This window comes from Enterococcus sp. FDAARGOS_375 (genome assembly GCF_002393265.1).
Classification (GTDB): Bacteria; Bacillota; Bacilli; order Lactobacillales; family Enterococcaceae; genus Enterococcus_D; species Enterococcus_D innesii.
Map to the genome: position 1 here is coordinate 2,257,883 of NZ_CP023515.1, position 17,597 is coordinate 2,275,479.

Below are 17,597 nucleotides of genomic sequence, written 5' to 3' on the forward strand. Positions count from 1 at the left end.
AAATGAATAAACTAAGAAGCGATTTTTTATGGGGTGGCGCAGTCGCTGCTCACCAATTGGAAGGCGGCTATCGTGCGGGTGGAAAAGGCGTGAGTGTCGCTGATGTCATGACTGTCGGAGGCAACGGAATTCCTCGCCGAATCACGGAAGGGATCCAACCGGGCGAAAGCTATCCCAATCATGAAGCGATCGATTTTTATCATCGGTATCCTGAAGACATCAAGCTTTTTGCCGAATTAGGGTTGAAGTGCTTCCGAACATCGATTGCCTGGACCCGTATTTTTCCAAAGGGGGATGAGCGCGAGCCGAATGAGGAAGGCCTGGCCTTTTATGATCAATTATTCGATGAGTGTTTACGCTATGGCATTGAGCCAGTCATTACCCTGTCTCACTTTGAAATGCCTTATCATTTAGTGACCGAATACGGAGGTTGGCGTAACCGTAAGTTGATCGATTTGTTTGTCCGCTTTGCAGAAGTTTGTTTTACGCGCTATCAAAAGAAAGTGAAGTATTGGATGACCTTCAATGAAATCAATAATCAAGCAAACTATAAAGAAGATTTTGCGCCATTTACCAATTCTGGTCTGTTCTTTACGGAAGGAGAAGACCGAGAAAAAGTCATGTACCAAGCAGCTCATTACGAGCTCGTTGCCAGTGCAAAAGCGGTGGCGCTAGGACATGCGATCAATCCTGCGTTTCAAATCGGATCGATGATCGCGATGTGCCCAATCTATCCGTATTCTTGCGATCCCAAAGACATGATGGCAGCCGCGGTGGCCATGCAACGGCGCTATTGGTTTTCAGATGTTCATGCCCGTGGGCACTATCCGAGTTATATGCGCAGCTATTTTGAAAGAAAACAATTTGATTTAGATATCACCCCTGAAGATGAAGCAGCTTTGGCAAAAGGTTGTGTTGACTACATTGGTTTTAGCTACTATATGTCTTTTGCGATCAAAGGCAAGGAGAATGATCCAACCTATGACTATGATGAGAGCCAAGATCTGGTGGACAATCCTTATGTCGATGCTTCTGAATGGGGCTGGCAGATTGATCCCGTAGGTTTGCGCTATGCCATGAACTGGTTTAACGAACGCTACGAATTGCCGCTTTTCATTGTAGAAAATGGCTTTGGTGCGGTGGATACGGTGGAAGAGGATGGACAGATTCACGATGACTACCGTATTGACTACCTAAAAGCCCATATCGAAATGATGAAAGAAGCAGTAGCTTATGATGGCGTCGACTTATTAGGTTATACACCGTGGGGCATCATTGACTTGGTTTCTGCGGGGACAGGGGAAATGAAGAAACGCTATGGTGTGATCTATGTGGACAAAGACAATGAAGGAAATGGAACCCTTGCTCGTCAGAAGAAAGATTCATTTGCATGGTATCAGCAAGTAATTGCATCCAATGGCACGAAGGTCTAAAGAAAAAAACGTTACGCAAAATTTCTGCGTAGCGTTTTTTCTTTAGGGCATTTGGATATAGCCGTAATGAAGCAATAACTGAATAATAATAACTAAAGTGTTCATTCCCACATGGGTGATCATGGAAGTCCAAATACTGCCGGTCAAAGCATAAAGCCCAGAAAAGAACAGTCCTAAGAAAATATAGACTAAGAGATGATTGTCATTGTGGGCAAAGGCAAAGGCTACGGCGCTGACCACTACACCGACCCATACATTGCTGTATTTCCCAATGATGCCAACTAAGGCTCTGCGGAAGATAAATTCCTCCATAATTGGCCCACCGACCATTGCTGCGAGAGCAAAGAGTGGGTTTTGCACCACGATGGCAATGATGTTTTCGGTATTTTGCGAAGCGCTGACTTCTCCGAAAAAGGATTCGATAAAGATGGCTAGATTTTGCAACAAAATCGCTGCGACAATGCCGGTTAGCCCGTAAATAAGAATCGCTGAGACTTTGGTTTTTTTGTGTTCAAACGATAGCGGTTCTGTTTGTTTGAAATACAAGAAAAACATGATCGCTGCACCAGCTAAGTAACCGATCGTTGTTGCTGCTACTTGATGTCCGCTAGGGACGAAGGCGATCGGTAGAAAAAAGACGATGCCGTAAGTAAGAATCGTGGACAAAGAATATTTTGATAAAGACATAGTTGTTTCCTCACACTCCTTTGCTTCATTATAGACTAGGTTGCTTCTAGAAACAAAAAATCCTACTATATTTATCAATCAATTAGAAATGCAAAAAAAAATTTAGCAAAAGGCTTGCAAAAATTTGGGAAAATGAGTAATATTGAAACTGTAAGTTAGCACTCGATACAAGAGAGTGCTAATGCTAAATTCTATAACATTCATTGGAGGGATTTATCGTGTTAAGACCATTAGGTGATCGTGTGATTATCGAAGTCGCAAAAGAAGAAGAAAAAACTGTAGGCGGAATCGTGCTTGCATCAGCAGCAAAAGAAAAACCACAAACGGGTACCGTTATTGCAGTCGGCGAAGGACGCACGCTCGAAAACGGTGAAAAAGCTCCTGTTGCTGTCAACGTTGGCGAACAAGTAATGTTCGAAAAATACGCTGGCACAGAAGTGAAATATGAAGGAACAGAATATTTGATCGTTGCTGCAAAAGATATCATTGCAGTAGTAGAATAAGAAAAATAAAAAATACTTGAGGTGATGAAATCATGGCAAAAGAAATCAAATTTGCAGAAGACGCACGCGCAGCAATGCTTCGTGGGGTAGATAAATTAGCAGATACAGTAAAAGTAACCTTAGGCCCCAAAGGTCGTAACGTGGTTTTAGAAAAATCTTACGGTTCACCATTGATCACAAATGACGGTGTAACGATCGCTAAAGAAATCGAATTAGAAGATCATTTTGAAAACATGGGCGCAAAACTTGTTTCTGAAGTCGCTTCAAAAACAAACGATATCGCTGGTGACGGAACAACGACTGCTACGTTATTGACACAAGCAATCGTTCGAGAAGGATTGAAAAATGTCACCGCTGGTGCGAACCCATTAGGTATTCGTCGTGGGATCGAAATGGCAACAAAAGTGGCTGTAGAAGAGCTACACAACATTTCATCAATCGTTGATTCAAAAGAAGCAATCGCACAAGTTGGTGCTGTTTCTTCTGGTAGTGAAAAAGTTGGTCAATACATCGCTGATGCAATGGAAAAAGTCGGCAATGACGGTGTTATCACTATTGAAGAATCAAAAGGGATCGAAACAGAATTAGATGTTGTGGAAGGAATGCAATTTGATCGTGGTTACTTATCACAATACATGGTAACTGACAACGATAAAATGGAAGCAGCGTTAGAAAATCCATACATCTTGATCACTGACAAAAAAATCTCTAACATCCAAGATATCTTGCCATTGTTAGAACAAATCTTACAACAATCAAAACCATTATTGATCATTGCTGATGACGTTGATGGCGAAGCATTACCAACACTTGTATTGAACAAAATCCGTGGAACATTCAATGTTGTTGCAGTGAAAGCACCAGGATTTGGTGACCGTCGTAAAGCAATGCTAGAAGACATTGCGATCTTAACTGGTGGTACAGTGATCACTGAAGACTTAGGTCTTGAGCTGAAAGATGCAACCATCGATAACTTAGGTCAAGCAAGCAAAGTGGTTGTGGATAAAGACAACACAACAATCGTTGAAGGTGCTGGTGAAAAAGAAGCAATTGATGCACGCGTTCAATTGATCAAAAACCAAATCGCTGATACAACTTCTGACTTTGACCGTGAAAAACTACAAGAACGCTTAGCAAAACTTGCTGGTGGGGTTGCTGTGATCAAAGTTGGGGCACCAACTGAAACTGAATTGAAAGAATTGAAATTACGTATTGAAGATGCATTGAATGCAACACGTGCCGCTGTTGAAGAAGGCATGGTCTCAGGTGGGGGAACTGCCTTAGTGAATGTCATCAACAAAGTTGCAGAAATCGAAACAGATGGCGATGCAGCAACAGGTGTCAAAATCGTTTTACGTGCCTTAGAAGAACCAGTTCGTCAAATTGCTGAAAATGCAGGCTACGAAGGTTCAGTGATCATCGACAAATTGAAAAACGCTGACTTAGGCGTTGGTTTCAATGCAGCAACTGGCGAATGGGTAAACATGCTAGAAGCTGGGATCGTTGACCCAACAAAAGTGACGCGTTCTGCATTACAAAACGCAGCTTCTGTTGCCGCATTATTGTTAACAACTGAAGCAGTCGTTGCCGACAAACCAGAACCAGCAGCGCCAGCAGCTCCTGCAATGGACCCATCAATGGGTATGGGCGGCATGATGTAGTTATAATAAAAGAACCTCTATTTATAGGGGTTCTTTTATTTGTTTTCTGTTAATTTTAAACAAAAGGGGCAGAAAAGGGGCAAACTACAAATTGTTTAATCGATCGATAACTTGCTCTTTGGATTTTTTTGTCACGTGATTATAAATTGATAAAGTCGTGTTGGCATCGGAATGTCCGACTCTCTCCATTATGGTTTTTAAAGGAAGATTCAATTCAGCTAGTAAAGAAATATGACTATGTCTGAATATGTGTGAGGATAAGTTTTTATCCCATTTTAGTTCATCTTGAACTCTATGCAGTACCATATTAAAGCTATGGAGAGACAACGGAGTACCTCTAGATGATTTAAATATATAATCCTCGTTACTTTGGGAGCCGAATACCAAAGAGTTGTGTTCTATGATTTCATAAACAATTTTTACTGCTCTATTAGGCAAAGAAACTATTCTTTTAGAATAGATATTTTTAGGTGTAGTTTTTACAGCATCTGCCATTTTTAAGAAAGAATAGTCTAATGTGCCGTTAATATCCAAAGTACTCCCGTCAAAGTCCTTTACTTGTAATGCCTGTAGCTCTCCGTATCTTAGACCTGTTAAATACAACAATTCTACAATGTTAGCGTGCAATAGTCTTTTTGTAGACTTTCGCATATATACAAGCAACTCTGTAATTTCGCTTTGATCAAGGTATTTTTTATCCATGTTCTTTTTTCTTTTTTCTTCTTCAGCTTTTTTTCTTTGGATTTTGACATTCAGCGCTAGATTTTGTTTGATATACTTTTTCTCAACAGCATAACTCAACATGTGAAGCGACCCCCAAAAGTTAGACCAAAAATCTAACTTTTGGGGGTCGCTATTTGTATGGCAAAATATCCTTTTGAATTAAAACTAAAAATCGTTAAAGAATATCTTAGTGGTGTGGGTGGATATCGGCATCTTGCCAATAAATACGGTATTTCAAGCAAGTCTCAAGTAAGTGATTGGGTGAATGCCTATCGTGAATACGGAGAGGAAGGTCTATTGAGAAAGCATCAAAATCAGAAATATTCTGTTCAATTTAAGTTAAATGCGATAGAGTTATATCAAACAAGTGAGATGTCCTATCGAGAAGTTGCCAGCACTTTAGAAATGAACAACCCTGCGCTTATTGCCAATTGGATGCGTAATTTCAGAGAAGCAGGTATTGAGGGGATCTCAAAAGAGAAAGGGCGATCACTTACTTTGGCTAGAAAAAAGAGAACAAAAAAGAAAATACAACAACTGAAGAACGCGATCGTATCAAGGCATTAGAAAAGCAAGTCCGATCCCTTCAAATTGAGAATGCCTTTTTAAAAGAGTTGAGGAAGCTGCGAAAACAGGAAGCCCAGCAAAGACGCAAGAATCAATCGCACGAATCATCGCCAGCCTCCGAGGATCATTCAAACTAGTTGAGCTTCTTGAAACATTGAAATTTCCTAAAGCAACCTATATGTATTGGCAGAAACGGTTTGACAGACCAAACCCAGACCAAGAAATTGAAGAAAAAATGATTGAAATTCGCAAGGAGCATAAAGACTATGGCTGTCTGCGACTAAAAAAGAATTAGAGAATCAAGGGATTCATGTCAATAAAAGAAGATTCAACGTCTGATAAAAAAACTAGGTATCGAAGTAAAGTCTTACACTCGAAAATCTCGACGGTACAATTCTTATCGTGGGAAGGTTGGCACTGTCGCCAAAATCGTATTCATCGTCGGTTTTATACAAATATCTGTCACCAAAAAATTACAACTGATACCACAGAGTTTAAGTATTATGAAGTAGACACCACAGGTGTCGTTCGTCAGAAAAAGCTGTATTTAGATCCTTTCATGGATTTCTACAATAGTGAAATTCTATCTTATCGGATTTCTGAAAAACCAAACGCACTAGCCATAATGGAAGGATTAGAAGAAGCAATCCAGATGACAAATGATTGTCCATTTCGTAGAACCTTCCATTCAGATCAAGGATGGGCCTATCAAATGAATGCTTATAAGAATAAATTGAAGCAGCATAAAATCTTCCAGAGTATGTCTCGTAAAGGGAATTGTTTAGATAACTCACCTATGGAAAACTTCTTTGGTTTATTAAAGCAAGAGATTTTTCATGGAGAAGTCTATCGGAGTTTAGATGAATTGAGAACAAAAATTGACCAATATATCTATTATTACAACCATAAACGCATCAAAAAGAAATTAAATTGGCGAAGTCCGGTTCAGTTTCGAGAAGCTGTAAAAACAGCTGTCTAACAGTTAATTTTATCGTACAAAAAAGGAGTGGATTTCTCCACTCCATAAAAGTCTAACTTTTTGGGGTCACTACAATGATTGAAAGGGTCGTCTTGGTCTGTTTCGTATAATTCAAGGATAGGTCACCGAAAGTATACATTTTTTCTGTAATACTACGAATCATATTCTCGTCGATATTTCGAACTAGAACATCGTCAGATATAACTTTTTGAATATGTTTCATCATCTTTGGAACTTTGGTCCAGCTTGTTCTTTTTACATGTTGTTGGTAATAAACAAACCACTCTTCGTAAAGCTCCTTGAAAGTGATGTCAGATTTATCATAATTACTCAAAGCTTCCGCTATTTTTTTGTCTAATATTTTCTGTGCATTCTTCCAGGCTCTGGAAGAATCACTTGTTAGAACTGTACTTGTCTTTTTCCATTTTTCGGTATAGGGATCTTTGTATCTTTCTACATATTTGAATCTTCCATCTTTCAAAGGTTCAATCCACATTGTGTGTACCTTAATTCTTTGTTACAATAGGCATGACTAAATAAGCATATGCTAGTTGTGTGCTTAGTGATTATTGCGTACCCGTACCTAAAGATTATGAATCTCGAGACGTTTGCGACCGCATTCGTCTTTTTCTATATCGCAGTTTATGGAATCTCAATTATCGAAAATCTGGGACAACTGGGGATTCCAATTCCAAACTGGGTAAAAGAAAGACTAACTAAATTACAGGATAGTACTGAAAATCCAAAACCTAAAGTAACAGAAATTAAAATCGATTATGGTGATGGACAATCTGAAACCAAAGCTTTGGATAGTAAAAATGTTCCAGACTACGGTGATGGCCAAGAATTTACTGAAAAGAAGGAGTAGCTACTGGCTGCTCTTTTTTAATTTAGAAAGGATGATATAAATGAGTTTCATCAAATACGAATATATCAATATTAATGAGTACTCAAGACCAGGTATCAGGAACAAAGGTATTGACGGTATCGTTATGCATTACACTGCCAACAACGGTGGCACCGCACGTAATCACAAGAACTATTTTAATAATCTAAGAGGAACCTATGCTTCTGCTCAATTGTTTGTAGATGATATTGAGGCGCTTTGTATTATGCCGCTGAATGAAGTTGCGTATCACGCCAACGAAATTAGCAAATACAATGCAGATGGTTCACGCTATCGTCCGCTGTATTCTAAGATAGGCAACGCCAACTATTCAACGATCGGTGTTGAAATGTGCCTAGACAAGAATGGAAACATTACGGAAAAGACATTCCAAAATGCTGTGAAGGCCGTTAAAGAATTGATCGCAAAATATCCAAATATCACTCGAAATAAGATTTGGCGACATTATGATGTTACTGGCAAGAACTGCCCAGCTCCATGGGTAGCAAAACCAAGTGAGCTAGAACGGTTCAAAGATGCGGTGTTTGGCAAGACTAGCGGTTCCAATTCAGCAGCTAAACCGAGTACGCCTTCTGTAAAACCAAATGCCAATAAAATCCAAGAAGACGGCATGTTTGGTCCAAGCACTGCCAATAAAGCAATGCAATACGAAGGTATCACACCAGATGACGAAATTAGTCACCAATATCGGCAAGCGTGCAACAAGAACCTTTATGCGGCACAATTCGATAATACACTTAAAGGCTCAACGCTGATTCGAACATGGCAGAAACGGTTGAAAGCAAAAGGTTTATACAATGGTGCGATCGATGGACTATGCGGAACAGAAATGATCAAAGCTATGCAGCGAGCCTTGAAGACAACAGTGGATGGAGTTATCAGTCCTGTGTCAAACATGGTCAAAGCGTTACAAAGAGCATTGAACAACAACAAGCTTCCATGGTAAATAAATAGCCCGCTTCTGCGGGCTTGTACATATTTAATATTCGTTTTACTTGCAGTAATTTAGTTTATGCTATACATTGTTAAGTGCGTGCAATACTTTATGAAGAGTAGTTAGGCGGTGAAAACTTGGGGAAGTGCGCCTAATACTCTTCTTGTTTATTTTATCATTATTTCAATGTAATAGATATTATTGATTAGAAAATCGTCATAAATTGGTTCAGTTTAATTAATAAAAGATGTATCATAGATTCATACCAACCAATCCAATTTTTCATTTGTTTACTTTTCTTTTAGTCCACTCTAGGCAGAATAGGGTGGATTTTTTGTTGAAATAAAAACTATGTTCTTGTAGAATGGAGTCATAGCCTTGACCGGGGCTATTTCATTTTATATCTTTTTTCAGGCCCACTCTCCTTGAGGGTGGGTTATTTTTGAGCAAAAGGTTTGAATAAATTTTAGATTGCTCATATAGTTAATTTCCCATATAAAAAAACTTTTTTTCTAATTGTGCCACTCCTCCCCGGGAGTGGTTGTTTTTTGAAAAAAAAGCACAGCATATTCTCATATGCCGTGCAAGTGGAACTATGTTCCGTCATCATAATAATCATATAGTAATTTACTGAATAGGAAAAGTAATGCGCTTATCGAACATTGATATTTTCAAATTCAATCATGATCTTCGTCTTACCAATCACCGAATACTTCCTAACAACAAATTGTTTCCTACTATTATACTCACCAGCAACCACAATCTCCATTCCTTCATCCACATCTGCCAAGAAATTCAAACTATGTGCAGCAATCAAGCAATTCTCGTTATCCAAAGAGAACCGCACCAAAGGGGTCTTGCTCATCTTCAATACTCGTATCTTCGATACATAGCCTTTCATCGATTTCATAACAATCGCCTCCGTAAGCTTGTACATAATAGCGACAATCCGTTTTACCTAAAGTGACAGCAACATAAAATTCAATACATCTTGCGCCATATAAAGCTTCCTGTGATTCAGAAATACTGTCCGGGAATTCATTTATAAACTCGGAATAGGATAAATAGCTTTGCTCGTATTGGCTGATTACATTCATATCAGTTACCGCCGGGCTTATATTTTATGCTAGGATCGTATTTTCGGAGAATCTTGTCTTGCGTTCTAACATGATCAAAAAGATAATTGTCTCCGTCTATTTTAAATACAAAAGCCAACTCTTCCGAATAATGACTATAGCTGATTGGCACAGTGAAATAGGGTTTCCCAAAATTTTCCATTGTTCTAACGAACTGGTCGTACATGAAATGTGCCGGTCCCATTCGTTCTATAAACTCGTAGTAATATCTTTCTAATGCATAGGTTCTTTGATGCGCTAACGGTATTTGCATATCGATCACTCCTATTCCATTTCGACATCAGCAAGAGAATCTGACAGTACTTCAAATAGATTTCTACTTTCCATAAATTTAAGCCAATCATTGTAAGGGTCTAGTGATCGATTATTTGGAATCTTATCCATATTTTTTACAGTCTGATAGATATTTTGTGCAGCTTGATCCCACATACCGTTAATTGCTTTGTTAACTTTATTGTCATTCCACTTAGCCTTTCCAGAACGCAGTTTATTCTTAGCAATTTGGAATTCCTCGGCTTTTTGCATAAATACTTCGTAACCAGATAGACGGTTTTCCAAAAGGTTTTTAAAATCATTATATTTCATTTTGACCACTCCTCTTGTTTATTTCATCTTCAGTATACGAACGTTTGTTCGTATTGTAAAGGACTTAAATAAAGAATAGGGGGCAAAAAAGGGGCAAAATAACTTTATTAGTTCGAGCTAGTTGATTTATTTTTATAATTGAAATTGTTAAAAAGGCTGTTATATAGGCATTTTTATACTAGTGTAATTGAGTGTGCCAGACAACCTTAGATGGGCGGCATGATGTAAGCAAGCCTTGAGAACTCCTCTTTTGAGGGGTTCTTTTTTTGTGCGATCAAAAAATACTTCAACACAGAAAAAGACAAAAAACCTTTCTTCTTAGTATTCTAAGCACCAAAGAATTGGTTCATTGCTTGAATAAAAGGAGAAAGGATTGGTAGATATAAGCTATCTATTTGTTTTGTAAAGGCAGCGAGTTTTGTAAGGAACGTCAATTACAACCGTTCCCAAAATCCATGCGCAAAACCAGTAATAAATTCGTAGAGGGCCGGCAGTATCACCGAAATACATAAAACGACAAAGACCATTTTCTGAACAGCAGTTAATTGTTTGAGGAAATGGTTTTTTGTGAACAATAAATACGCGATACAGATAACAGCAAGCAGCTGCAATAGATCAAATAAAATGGACAAGAAAATCACCTTTTCTGATTAGATTGAATGGACGATAGAATGATGGATTCTCTCAACATAGAGCAAAGAGTTGAATGATATGGTTCTGAGAAAACGTGAAGATCAACGTTTATAAAGAAACGGTATTTCGACTCCAAAGAATGCGAAGATCCCGCTTAAAAGAAAGTAAGTCAATAAGCCTAGATAAAAAAGGACTTTCCAATTCAATTTCTTTTTCATTTGATCCACTCCTTTTGTGTATCATAGCATAAAAAAACGATAATATAAATAAATAATCTAAAGATGCAAATTCGCATTTTCCAGCAAGTGTAAGCTCTCTCAAGCTACATTTTCGCTATCTTGAAAAACCTGAGCTAAAATAGAAAGAGGAACAAAATCATGGCTCACTTTGATTTTTAAATGAACAACGAGTCGAAAGAAGGAGACATTTCTTTGAAAAAACCATGGATAAAACGCAAAAAGAAGCAAAACGAAAATGAATTATTAACGGAACAGTCCGTTCAAGTCGAGCAAAGTCAAATGGGAGAAGAGTTGCAAGAAGAAGCGGAGTTTACTTCTTTTTTTGCGGATGTCATGAAGCGAATGCCGAAAAAATCGGCTGCCTTGGTGATGAAAGGCTATGACAGATCAAAAGCTCAGGCGGAAAAAGTGTTAGCGAAAAGCAAGGATCAATTTGATCAGGTGTTTGAGGAGTTTTTAGTTGGCGTAGATGATGAAACACGAAAAAAAGCCCACCGCACGATCCATGCGGCTTCTTTGACGGCGGCGATCATCGGCTGTTCACCGATTCCCTTTTCAGATGCAGTGTTACTTGTGCCAGTTCAGATGACAATGATGGCTCGTTTGTATCGTATTTTTGGGCGAACATGGCGTGAAGGGTTAGCGAAAAGTATTTCGAAAGAGCTAGTCGTTGTGAGTTTTGGTCGCAGTGCCGTTGGCAATATCTTGAAATTTGTCCCAGCAGTCGGCACCGTTGCTGGAGCTGCAATCAATGCCAGTGTGGCTAGCGGTATTACCGAAGCATTAGGCTGGGTGACGGTCAAGATGCTGAATGATGGGGAAGATGTGTTTGAGCAAGTGATGTCCTTTAAAGGCCAATTTCACACGCTGTTCAATGCGTTGAAAGTTGGCAAGAAATCTAAGTGAAACAAACAGAAGAAGAACGAAGCAGGTCCAGACGACTTGCTTTTGTTGCTTCTTTTTCTTCACAGCAAATAAAAAAATTTTAAGGAGTGAGTAAAATGAAACAACGAGTGACACGGGAAGAAGTCACAGAACGGTTGGTAACAGATGCCTACTTTCAAAAAGGTCGTTCCGTTTTAAAGACCCGCCAAACGATTTTGACGATTCTTGCTTGGCTGATGGTCTTGGTTCCCTTTGTCTGGCTGGCCATTCCGTTGACGCTGCCGAATCTGGCGGATCGGATCGCCTTTCGAACCTATTTAGAAGAAGCAGTCACTTTCGAATTTCTAGCGTTATTTTTAGGCATTTCTTTTTTGGTTTTAGTTCTTACGTTTACTTTATTAACTTTGAGAAACAACCGCCGCTTCAAACGATTGCTGCAAAAGCAATCGATGCATGATGAAGCTGCTTTGGAAAAACGCAAAGAGTTGCTAGAAGCATTTTACGAAGAACGCTTCGGGACGAAAGAAGAACGCCACGGGGCAAAATACTACGCGGTTGCACCGGAGCAAAACATCGGAGAAAGAGAGATCCAAGAACTTTTCCGTAGAAATGGGGTGGGCTGATGGTTGTCAATTTTGATACTGGGTTCCCGTGGTTGGACACATTTTTAACAGTCGTTTTGATGATTCTCTTCACGTATCCGATTTTAGGCGGCTTTGCTTGGTTCATCGGGGTGATCTGCAATCGTTTTTTGTTCCGTTATCGTCAATTAGAGTGGATACCGATCCCCGAAGAGATCGAGCCGATGATCACGATTATGGTACCAGCTCACAATGAAGAAATCGTTATTGAAGACACGATTCATTATTTAATGAACAATCTGAACTACAGCAATTATGAGGTGTTGGTGACTGATGATGGCTCAACGGATCAAACTCCTGTGATATTAGACCGATTGATGGAACAGTACCCAAATCTAAGAGTGTTGCGCATCGAAAAAAACCAAGGAAAAGCCCATGCCTTTAATATTGGGGTAGGGTTTGCCAAAGGGGAATTGATCTTGAGCAACGATGCAGATACGGTTCCTGAACCTGATGCGTTATGGAAATATGTCAATTATTTCATCCGCCAAGACTCCATCAATATCTCTGCCATTACGGCGAATATGGATGTTCAAAATCGCACAACGATCGTAGGGAAATCACAAACCGTTGAATTTTCAAGTATCGTAGGAATTATCAAACGGACACAGCAAGCCGTTTTCGGCGTCATCTATGCCTATAGCGGTGCCAATACGATGTATCGCCGCGCGGCATTGATGGACGTGGGTCTGTTTCGACAAAATCGAGCAACAGAAGATATCAGTATTGCCTGGGACCACCAATTCCGAGGTTGGCTGTCTTTATTTGCTTCACGAGTGATGTTTTTCATGGAGGTGCCAGAAACACTCAAGATGCTCTACCGACAACGGAAACGCTGGGCGAAGGGCGGTACAGAAGTATGGCTGACCAACTTTAAAAAGGTCTTTTTGCATCCTTTTGAAAACATTGGTCGAACCGCTATGTTTGTCGATCAAACATTAAGTATCATCTGGTCATTCTTTTTCTGGCTTTCATCTGCCTTGTTTGTCTTCTATCTGATCTATTATGGTGCAACTGGGAATTACGAACGGATCTATCATATGTTTACGATGGCCTTTCTCTTCGTTTGTTTCGAGATGATTGCGGGGGTCATGCAGCTATTTACCAGCCTCCTGGCGGATGATAACCGCAGCAAGCTGAAGTATTTCCGTTTTGCTCCTTTTTACATGCTGTTTTACTGGATGATCAATGCCATAACGATCGTCACTACCTTTATTCCAGCCGTCAAGACCATCCTTGGCTACGGCAGCGGCGTTTGGGTCAGCCCTGAGCGAACGGCGAAAAAAACCGAAGAATCTTAACGAATTCACCTTCCCTGGACAATAAAAACAAGTCTGAGTTTTCTTCAGACTTGTTTTTTTGCCATTAAGGTTCAGAAAGATAGTAAATCTCACGATTTTGGTATGGATAACGAGTTTGCGAAAATTCGAAGGGTCGTCCGTCGGAGAGACGAGCAACTTGTTCTAATTCTAAGATCGGATCATTGGGATCGACTTCTAAATACTTGATGTCATAGGAATCTGCTTTGTCGGCACGGATTTTACGTATGGCGGGACCTATTTTGAGATGTAAGGAATCAGTGATATATCGATAGATCGAGTGTTCAAGGATCGCCATATCAATATCGGGAATGGTTTTGATGGGCATGATCGTGTACTCCAATTCAAAGGGTTCGTTATCAACATAGCGCAGTCGTACGATATCATAAACAGGTTCGTTTTCTCGCAAGGACAAGTAATCCATTTCGTTGGCTTCTGGAAAACGAACATTGAAACTAATGATTTTACTTTGCACTTTATGCCGCCCGCCATATCGGTTGACTAGACCGATATACTCATTGATCTGTCCTTGGTAGGTCGCTGAATTGACATAGGTGCCATGACCTCTTTTGGTAGAAATCAGGCCTTCTTGCTTCAATTGATTTAGCGCTTTTTGGATCGTCATTCGCGAGGTTTGAAATCGTTTGGCTAACGCCGTTTGCTCCGGTAGTTTTGATAAAGCTGGAAAAACACCTTCATAAATATTCGTCCGCAACTGATCAACGATCTCTTTGTATTTTGTCATAGTCATCACTCCTTATGTAAAGAAATTCATGGACTTGAGTTTTGTTTGAAGGGGATAAAAACAAGGTCTATCACTAAAGAATCCGCTGAAATTCACATGTATAGAAAAAGCTTTACATGTATTTTTGAAAAATTTACATGCCTGTTTCACCTAATTATAATAGGTTTTGTAAGCGAATACAAATGATGGAGGAATCAATATGAAAAAATTTTATTGGGGGAACAGTGTCAGCAGTATGCAGACAGAAGGCGGTTGGAATGAAGGCGGTAAAAGCTTATCCGTTTATGATATACGGGAAGCTTCGGAACAGGCTAGCGATTGGCATGTAGCAAATGATAACTATCATGCGTATACAGAAGATTTTGATTATATGCAAGATTTGGGGATGAACATGTATCGTTTCCAAATTTCTTGGTCAAGGGTCGTTCACGATGGAGATGGTGCCTTTAATGAAGAAGGGATCGCCTATTACGATCGTTTTATTGATGATCTGCTAGCTCGAGGGATCGAGCCTATGATTTGTTTGTACCATTTTGATATGCCTCTGCATCTGGCGAAAACCTATAACGGGTTCATCAGCAAAGAAGTGAAGGACGCATTCATTCGTTTTGGAAAAGAAATGGTAGATCGTTTTGCGGATAAAGTCCATTATTGGTTAACCTTTAACGAACAAAATCTTTTCCACCAAGACCATGGTTTTAAGATCAGCGGTTATTTAGAAGGGGAAGAAACGACAGAAGAATTGTATCAGATTTTCCACAATGTCATGGTTTGCCATGCAGAAATCTGTAATTATCTTCATGAAACAACAAATGCGAAGATCGGCGGCATGCTAGCGTATTCTGAGGCGTATCCAGCGACTTGTCGTCCACAAGACATCAAAGCAGCAAGAGAGTTTGATGAATTTGCGAACTTTACTTTATTAGATTGCTATGCGCACGGCAAGTATTCGGCAGCACAAGACCGATACGTGAAAAATCATCAACTCAATATGAATATTTTACCTGGGGAATTAGAGGCGATCGCAGCGCAGAAAAATGATTACATTGCCTTTAGCTATTATGCTTCTTCTACCTTGAATGCTGAAAAAATTCCTGAAGGAACGCCGCCGAATCGGTACATGACTTTTGGAAAACAAGACAATCCGTATATTGAAACGACGGAATGGAACTGGCAAATTGATCCGCTCGGCTTCCGTGATGTCTTAAATAAAGTCTATCAGCGGTACCGGTTGCCAGTGTTTCCAATTGAAAATGGGATTGGTGTCAGAGAGCATTGGAATGGCAAAGAACCGATTCAAGATGATTACCGTATTGCCTATCATCAAGAGCATATTCGAGCGATGTTTGAAGCGATGGTGGAAGATGGAGTGGTCTGTCTTGGGTATCTTGGTTGGGGGCTGATCGACATTTTGAGCTCGCAAGGTGATATGGAGAAACGATACGGACTCGTGTATGTCAATCGTGGCAACCATGAGTTGCGAGATATGAAACGTGTACCGAAAAAATCGTATGAATGGTTCAAAGAAGTGATTAAAACGAATGGTAGTACGATCTATACAAACCCATATACAGAATAGGAGGAACAAAAATGGCAGCAGAAAAGCGCACGTTTTTAGATAAATTTACAGAGTTTTCGGTCCGTCTCGGCAATCAGGTTCATCTCAAAAGTCTTCGTGATGCGTTTGCGACCTTAATGCCTGCCTTTATTATCGCAGGGATCGCTGTGTTGTTTAATAATGTCTTCTTTCCATGGTTCTTAGAAGGGGCTGCCTTGGCGCGAATGCAAGTGTTTGGCAATTCCATCACCAATGGAACATTGAATATCGCCGGTCTGCTGATCGCCCCGATGATCGCTTATTTTCTTTGCCGCAACAAAAACAATCCGAGCGCCATCAATGCAACCTTTGTGGCAACGACTTGCTTAGTGGTCATGTTGGCGATGGCTCATGCCGTGATGCCAGAAGGCGCTCAAGCAGAAGTGACCATCAGTGGTGTGATGCTATTTGATGATGTCGGGACCAAAGGGATGTTTTCTGGAATCATTTGTGGGTTAGTTGCCACGGAATTATTTATTCGACTGTCAGAAAACAAGCACTTAAAAATCAATTTAGGGGATCAAGTTCCTCCTGCCGTCAGCAAATCCTTCAGCACGTTGATCCCTGCTATTTTGGTGATTTCCTTCTTTGCCGTAGTTGCGACCGTGCTAGCAGCCTTTGATACCGACCTGATTCAAATCATTTCAACAGTGATCCAAGAACCACTGCGTTTATTGAACACATCGATTTTTGGGTTCTTGATCATCTATTCAACGGGCAATTTTCTGTTTACTTTAGGCATTCACCAAACCGTCATCAATGGCACCTTGTTAGATCCATTGCTGTTAGTCAATATGAATGAAAACATGCAAGCCGTGCAAGAAGGCGCTGCGCCGCCCAATATCTTAAATTCAGCATTCGTGACGGTTTTTGCTCAACTAGGTGGGACTGGGTTTACGATCAGCTTGATCATTGCAGTGCTCTTATTCGTTCGCAATTACCAACCTTTTCGAGATGTCGTCAATCTATCCCTAGCTCCGGGTATTTTTAATATCAACGAGCCAATCATCTTTGGTTTACCGATCGTCTTCAATTTACCCATGATCATTCCCTTCGTTGCAAGTCCAATTGTTGCGACGTTGATTGGCTACTTTGCTACCGCAGTAGGATTTATTGAGCCACTTTCTGTGATGGTTCCTTGGACGACACCACCAATTCTTAGTGCGTTGTTGGCATCAAAAGGGGATTTCAAAGTTGTTTTGGTTCAAGTGATCATCATCGTCGTTTGTGTAGCAATCTATTTTCCATTTTTAAAAATCGCTCAACGGGTTGCAATCAAATCTGCTGAATTGGAGCGGGCAGAATAAACAAACAGGATGAATCCTATACTAGAGTGACCTACAAAAGTTAGAACAAAATTCTAACGTTTTGGGGGTCACTATTTTTTGAGGTGATTTTTTACTAAGTTTCTATTTTGAATTTT

The 17,597-nt window shown here is 39.9% G+C and carries 17 protein-coding genes and 2 pseudogenes; 11 read left to right on the plus strand and 8 right to left on the minus strand.

What is annotated here, in order from left to right; translation table 11 throughout:
• The first annotated feature begins 2 nt into the window (after nt 1-2).
• Nucleotides 3-1,433 carry a 6-phospho-beta-glucosidase gene (locus tag CO692_RS11995; RefSeq protein WP_074932480.1) on the plus strand — a complete coding sequence of 477 codons (1,431 nt, stop codon included), beginning with the start codon at nt 3-5 and terminating at the stop codon, nt 1,431-1,433.
• Nucleotides 1,434-1,475: 42 nt separating this feature from the next.
• Here CO692_RS11995 and CO692_RS12000 read toward each other — a convergent pair whose 3' ends face one another.
• Nucleotides 1,476-2,120: a CPBP family intramembrane glutamic endopeptidase gene (locus CO692_RS12000; protein ID WP_096742323.1), complete on the minus strand. Its 645-nt coding sequence runs from the start codon at nt 2,118-2,120 to the stop codon at nt 1,476-1,478.
• A gap of 218 nt (nt 2,121-2,338) precedes the next feature.
• Between CO692_RS12000 and groES the strand changes: the two genes are divergently transcribed.
• Complete coding sequence (groES, locus tag CO692_RS12005) at nt 2,339-2,623, plus strand: co-chaperone GroES (RefSeq protein WP_005225291.1); 285 nt, start codon at nt 2,339-2,341, stop codon at nt 2,621-2,623.
• 32 nt (nt 2,624-2,655) lie between these two features.
• On the plus strand, nt 2,656-4,284 hold the full coding sequence (gene groL, locus CO692_RS12010; protein ID WP_005237384.1) for a chaperonin GroEL: 1,629 nt from the start codon (nt 2,656-2,658) through the stop codon (nt 4,282-4,284).
• A gap of 84 nt (nt 4,285-4,368) precedes the next feature.
• On the opposite strand, the gene CO692_RS12015 is transcribed toward groL, so the two are convergent.
• A complete protein-coding gene (locus tag CO692_RS12015; protein ID WP_226818135.1) occupies nt 4,369-5,088 on the minus strand; it encodes a tyrosine-type recombinase/integrase in 720 nt (239 codons plus the stop codon).
• 57 nt (nt 5,089-5,145) lie between these two features.
• Between CO692_RS12015 and CO692_RS17720 the strand changes: the two are divergent.
• A pseudogene (locus tag CO692_RS17720) lies at nt 5,146-6,553 on the plus strand (IS3 family transposase).
• 52 nt (nt 6,554-6,605) lie between these two features.
• On the opposite strand, the gene CO692_RS12030 reads toward CO692_RS17720, so the two are convergent.
• Entirely contained in the window at nt 6,606-7,049 is a 444-nt protein-coding gene (locus tag CO692_RS12030) for a hypothetical protein (RefSeq protein ID WP_226818138.1), read from the minus strand.
• A 36-nt stretch (nt 7,050-7,085) separates the two neighbouring features.
• On the opposite strand from CO692_RS12030, the pseudogene CO692_RS12035 reads away from it, so the two are divergent.
• Nucleotides 7,086-7,421: pseudogene (locus CO692_RS12035) on the plus strand (phage holin family protein); the annotation flags it as partial.
• Nucleotides 7,422-7,545: 124 nt separating this feature from the next.
• The gene (locus CO692_RS12040) at nt 7,546-8,406 is read left to right on the plus strand and encodes an N-acetylmuramoyl-L-alanine amidase (RefSeq protein WP_244323048.1); all 861 of its coding nucleotides are present in this window, start codon (nt 7,546-7,548) and stop codon (nt 8,404-8,406) included.
• A gap of 640 nt (nt 8,407-9,046) precedes the next feature.
• Here CO692_RS12040 and CO692_RS12045 read toward each other — a convergent pair.
• From CO692_RS12045 to CO692_RS12065, 4 genes are all read right to left on the minus strand, one after another.
• Nucleotides 9,047-9,304 carry a hypothetical protein gene (locus CO692_RS12045; RefSeq protein WP_096742327.1) on the minus strand — a complete coding sequence of 86 codons (258 nt, stop codon included), beginning with the start codon at nt 9,302-9,304 and terminating at the stop codon, nt 9,047-9,049.
• Between the two features lie 188 nt (nt 9,305-9,492).
• Nucleotides 9,493-9,783, minus strand: coding sequence for a DUF5960 family protein (locus tag CO692_RS12055; RefSeq protein ID WP_096742329.1), 291 nt, complete (start codon nt 9,781-9,783; stop codon nt 9,493-9,495).
• Nucleotides 9,784-9,794: 11 nt separating this feature from the next.
• Nucleotides 9,795-10,115, minus strand: a complete 321-nt coding sequence (locus CO692_RS12060) for a hypothetical protein (protein ID WP_226818140.1) — start codon at nt 10,113-10,115, stop codon at nt 9,795-9,797.
• A 434-nt stretch (nt 10,116-10,549) separates the two neighbouring features.
• Nucleotides 10,550-10,747: a hypothetical protein gene (locus tag CO692_RS12065; RefSeq protein ID WP_096742331.1), complete on the minus strand. Its 198-nt coding sequence runs from the start codon at nt 10,745-10,747 to the stop codon at nt 10,550-10,552.
• A 399-nt stretch (nt 10,748-11,146) separates the two neighbouring features.
• Between CO692_RS12065 and CO692_RS12070 the strand changes: the two genes are divergently transcribed.
• The 3 genes from CO692_RS12070 (at nt 11,147) to CO692_RS12080 (ending at nt 13,814) form a co-directional block, all read left to right on the plus strand.
• The gene (locus tag CO692_RS12070; RefSeq protein ID WP_096742332.1) at nt 11,147-11,893 is read left to right on the plus strand and encodes a YcjF family protein; all 747 of its coding nucleotides are present in this window, start codon (nt 11,147-11,149) and stop codon (nt 11,891-11,893) included.
• A gap of 95 nt (nt 11,894-11,988) precedes the next feature.
• Entirely contained in the window at nt 11,989-12,495 is a 507-nt protein-coding gene (locus CO692_RS12075) for a hypothetical protein (protein ID WP_096742333.1), read from the plus strand.
• Nucleotides 12,495-13,814, plus strand: a complete 1,320-nt coding sequence (locus tag CO692_RS12080; protein ID WP_015509139.1) for a glycosyltransferase family 2 protein — start codon at nt 12,495-12,497, stop codon at nt 13,812-13,814. The genes CO692_RS12075 and CO692_RS12080 overlap by 1 nt, the downstream gene beginning before the upstream one ends.
• A 64-nt stretch (nt 13,815-13,878) precedes the next feature.
• Here CO692_RS12080 and CO692_RS12085 read toward each other — a convergent pair whose 3' ends face one another.
• On the minus strand, nt 13,879-14,577 hold the full coding sequence (locus tag CO692_RS12085) for a GntR family transcriptional regulator (protein ID WP_034868333.1): 699 nt from the start codon (nt 14,575-14,577) through the stop codon (nt 13,879-13,881).
• 199 nt (nt 14,578-14,776) lie between these two features.
• Between CO692_RS12085 and CO692_RS12090 the strand changes: the two genes are divergently transcribed.
• Together CO692_RS12090 and CO692_RS12095 are read left to right on the plus strand one after the other, a co-directional pair.
• Nucleotides 14,777-16,156, plus strand: coding sequence for a glycoside hydrolase family 1 protein (locus tag CO692_RS12090; RefSeq protein WP_096742334.1), 1,380 nt, complete (start codon nt 14,777-14,779; stop codon nt 16,154-16,156).
• Between the two features lie 11 nt (nt 16,157-16,167).
• Complete coding sequence (locus CO692_RS12095) at nt 16,168-17,481, plus strand: PTS sugar transporter subunit IIC (protein WP_010747619.1); 1,314 nt, start codon at nt 16,168-16,170, stop codon at nt 17,479-17,481.
• Nucleotides 17,482-17,597: the final 116 nt, after the last annotated feature.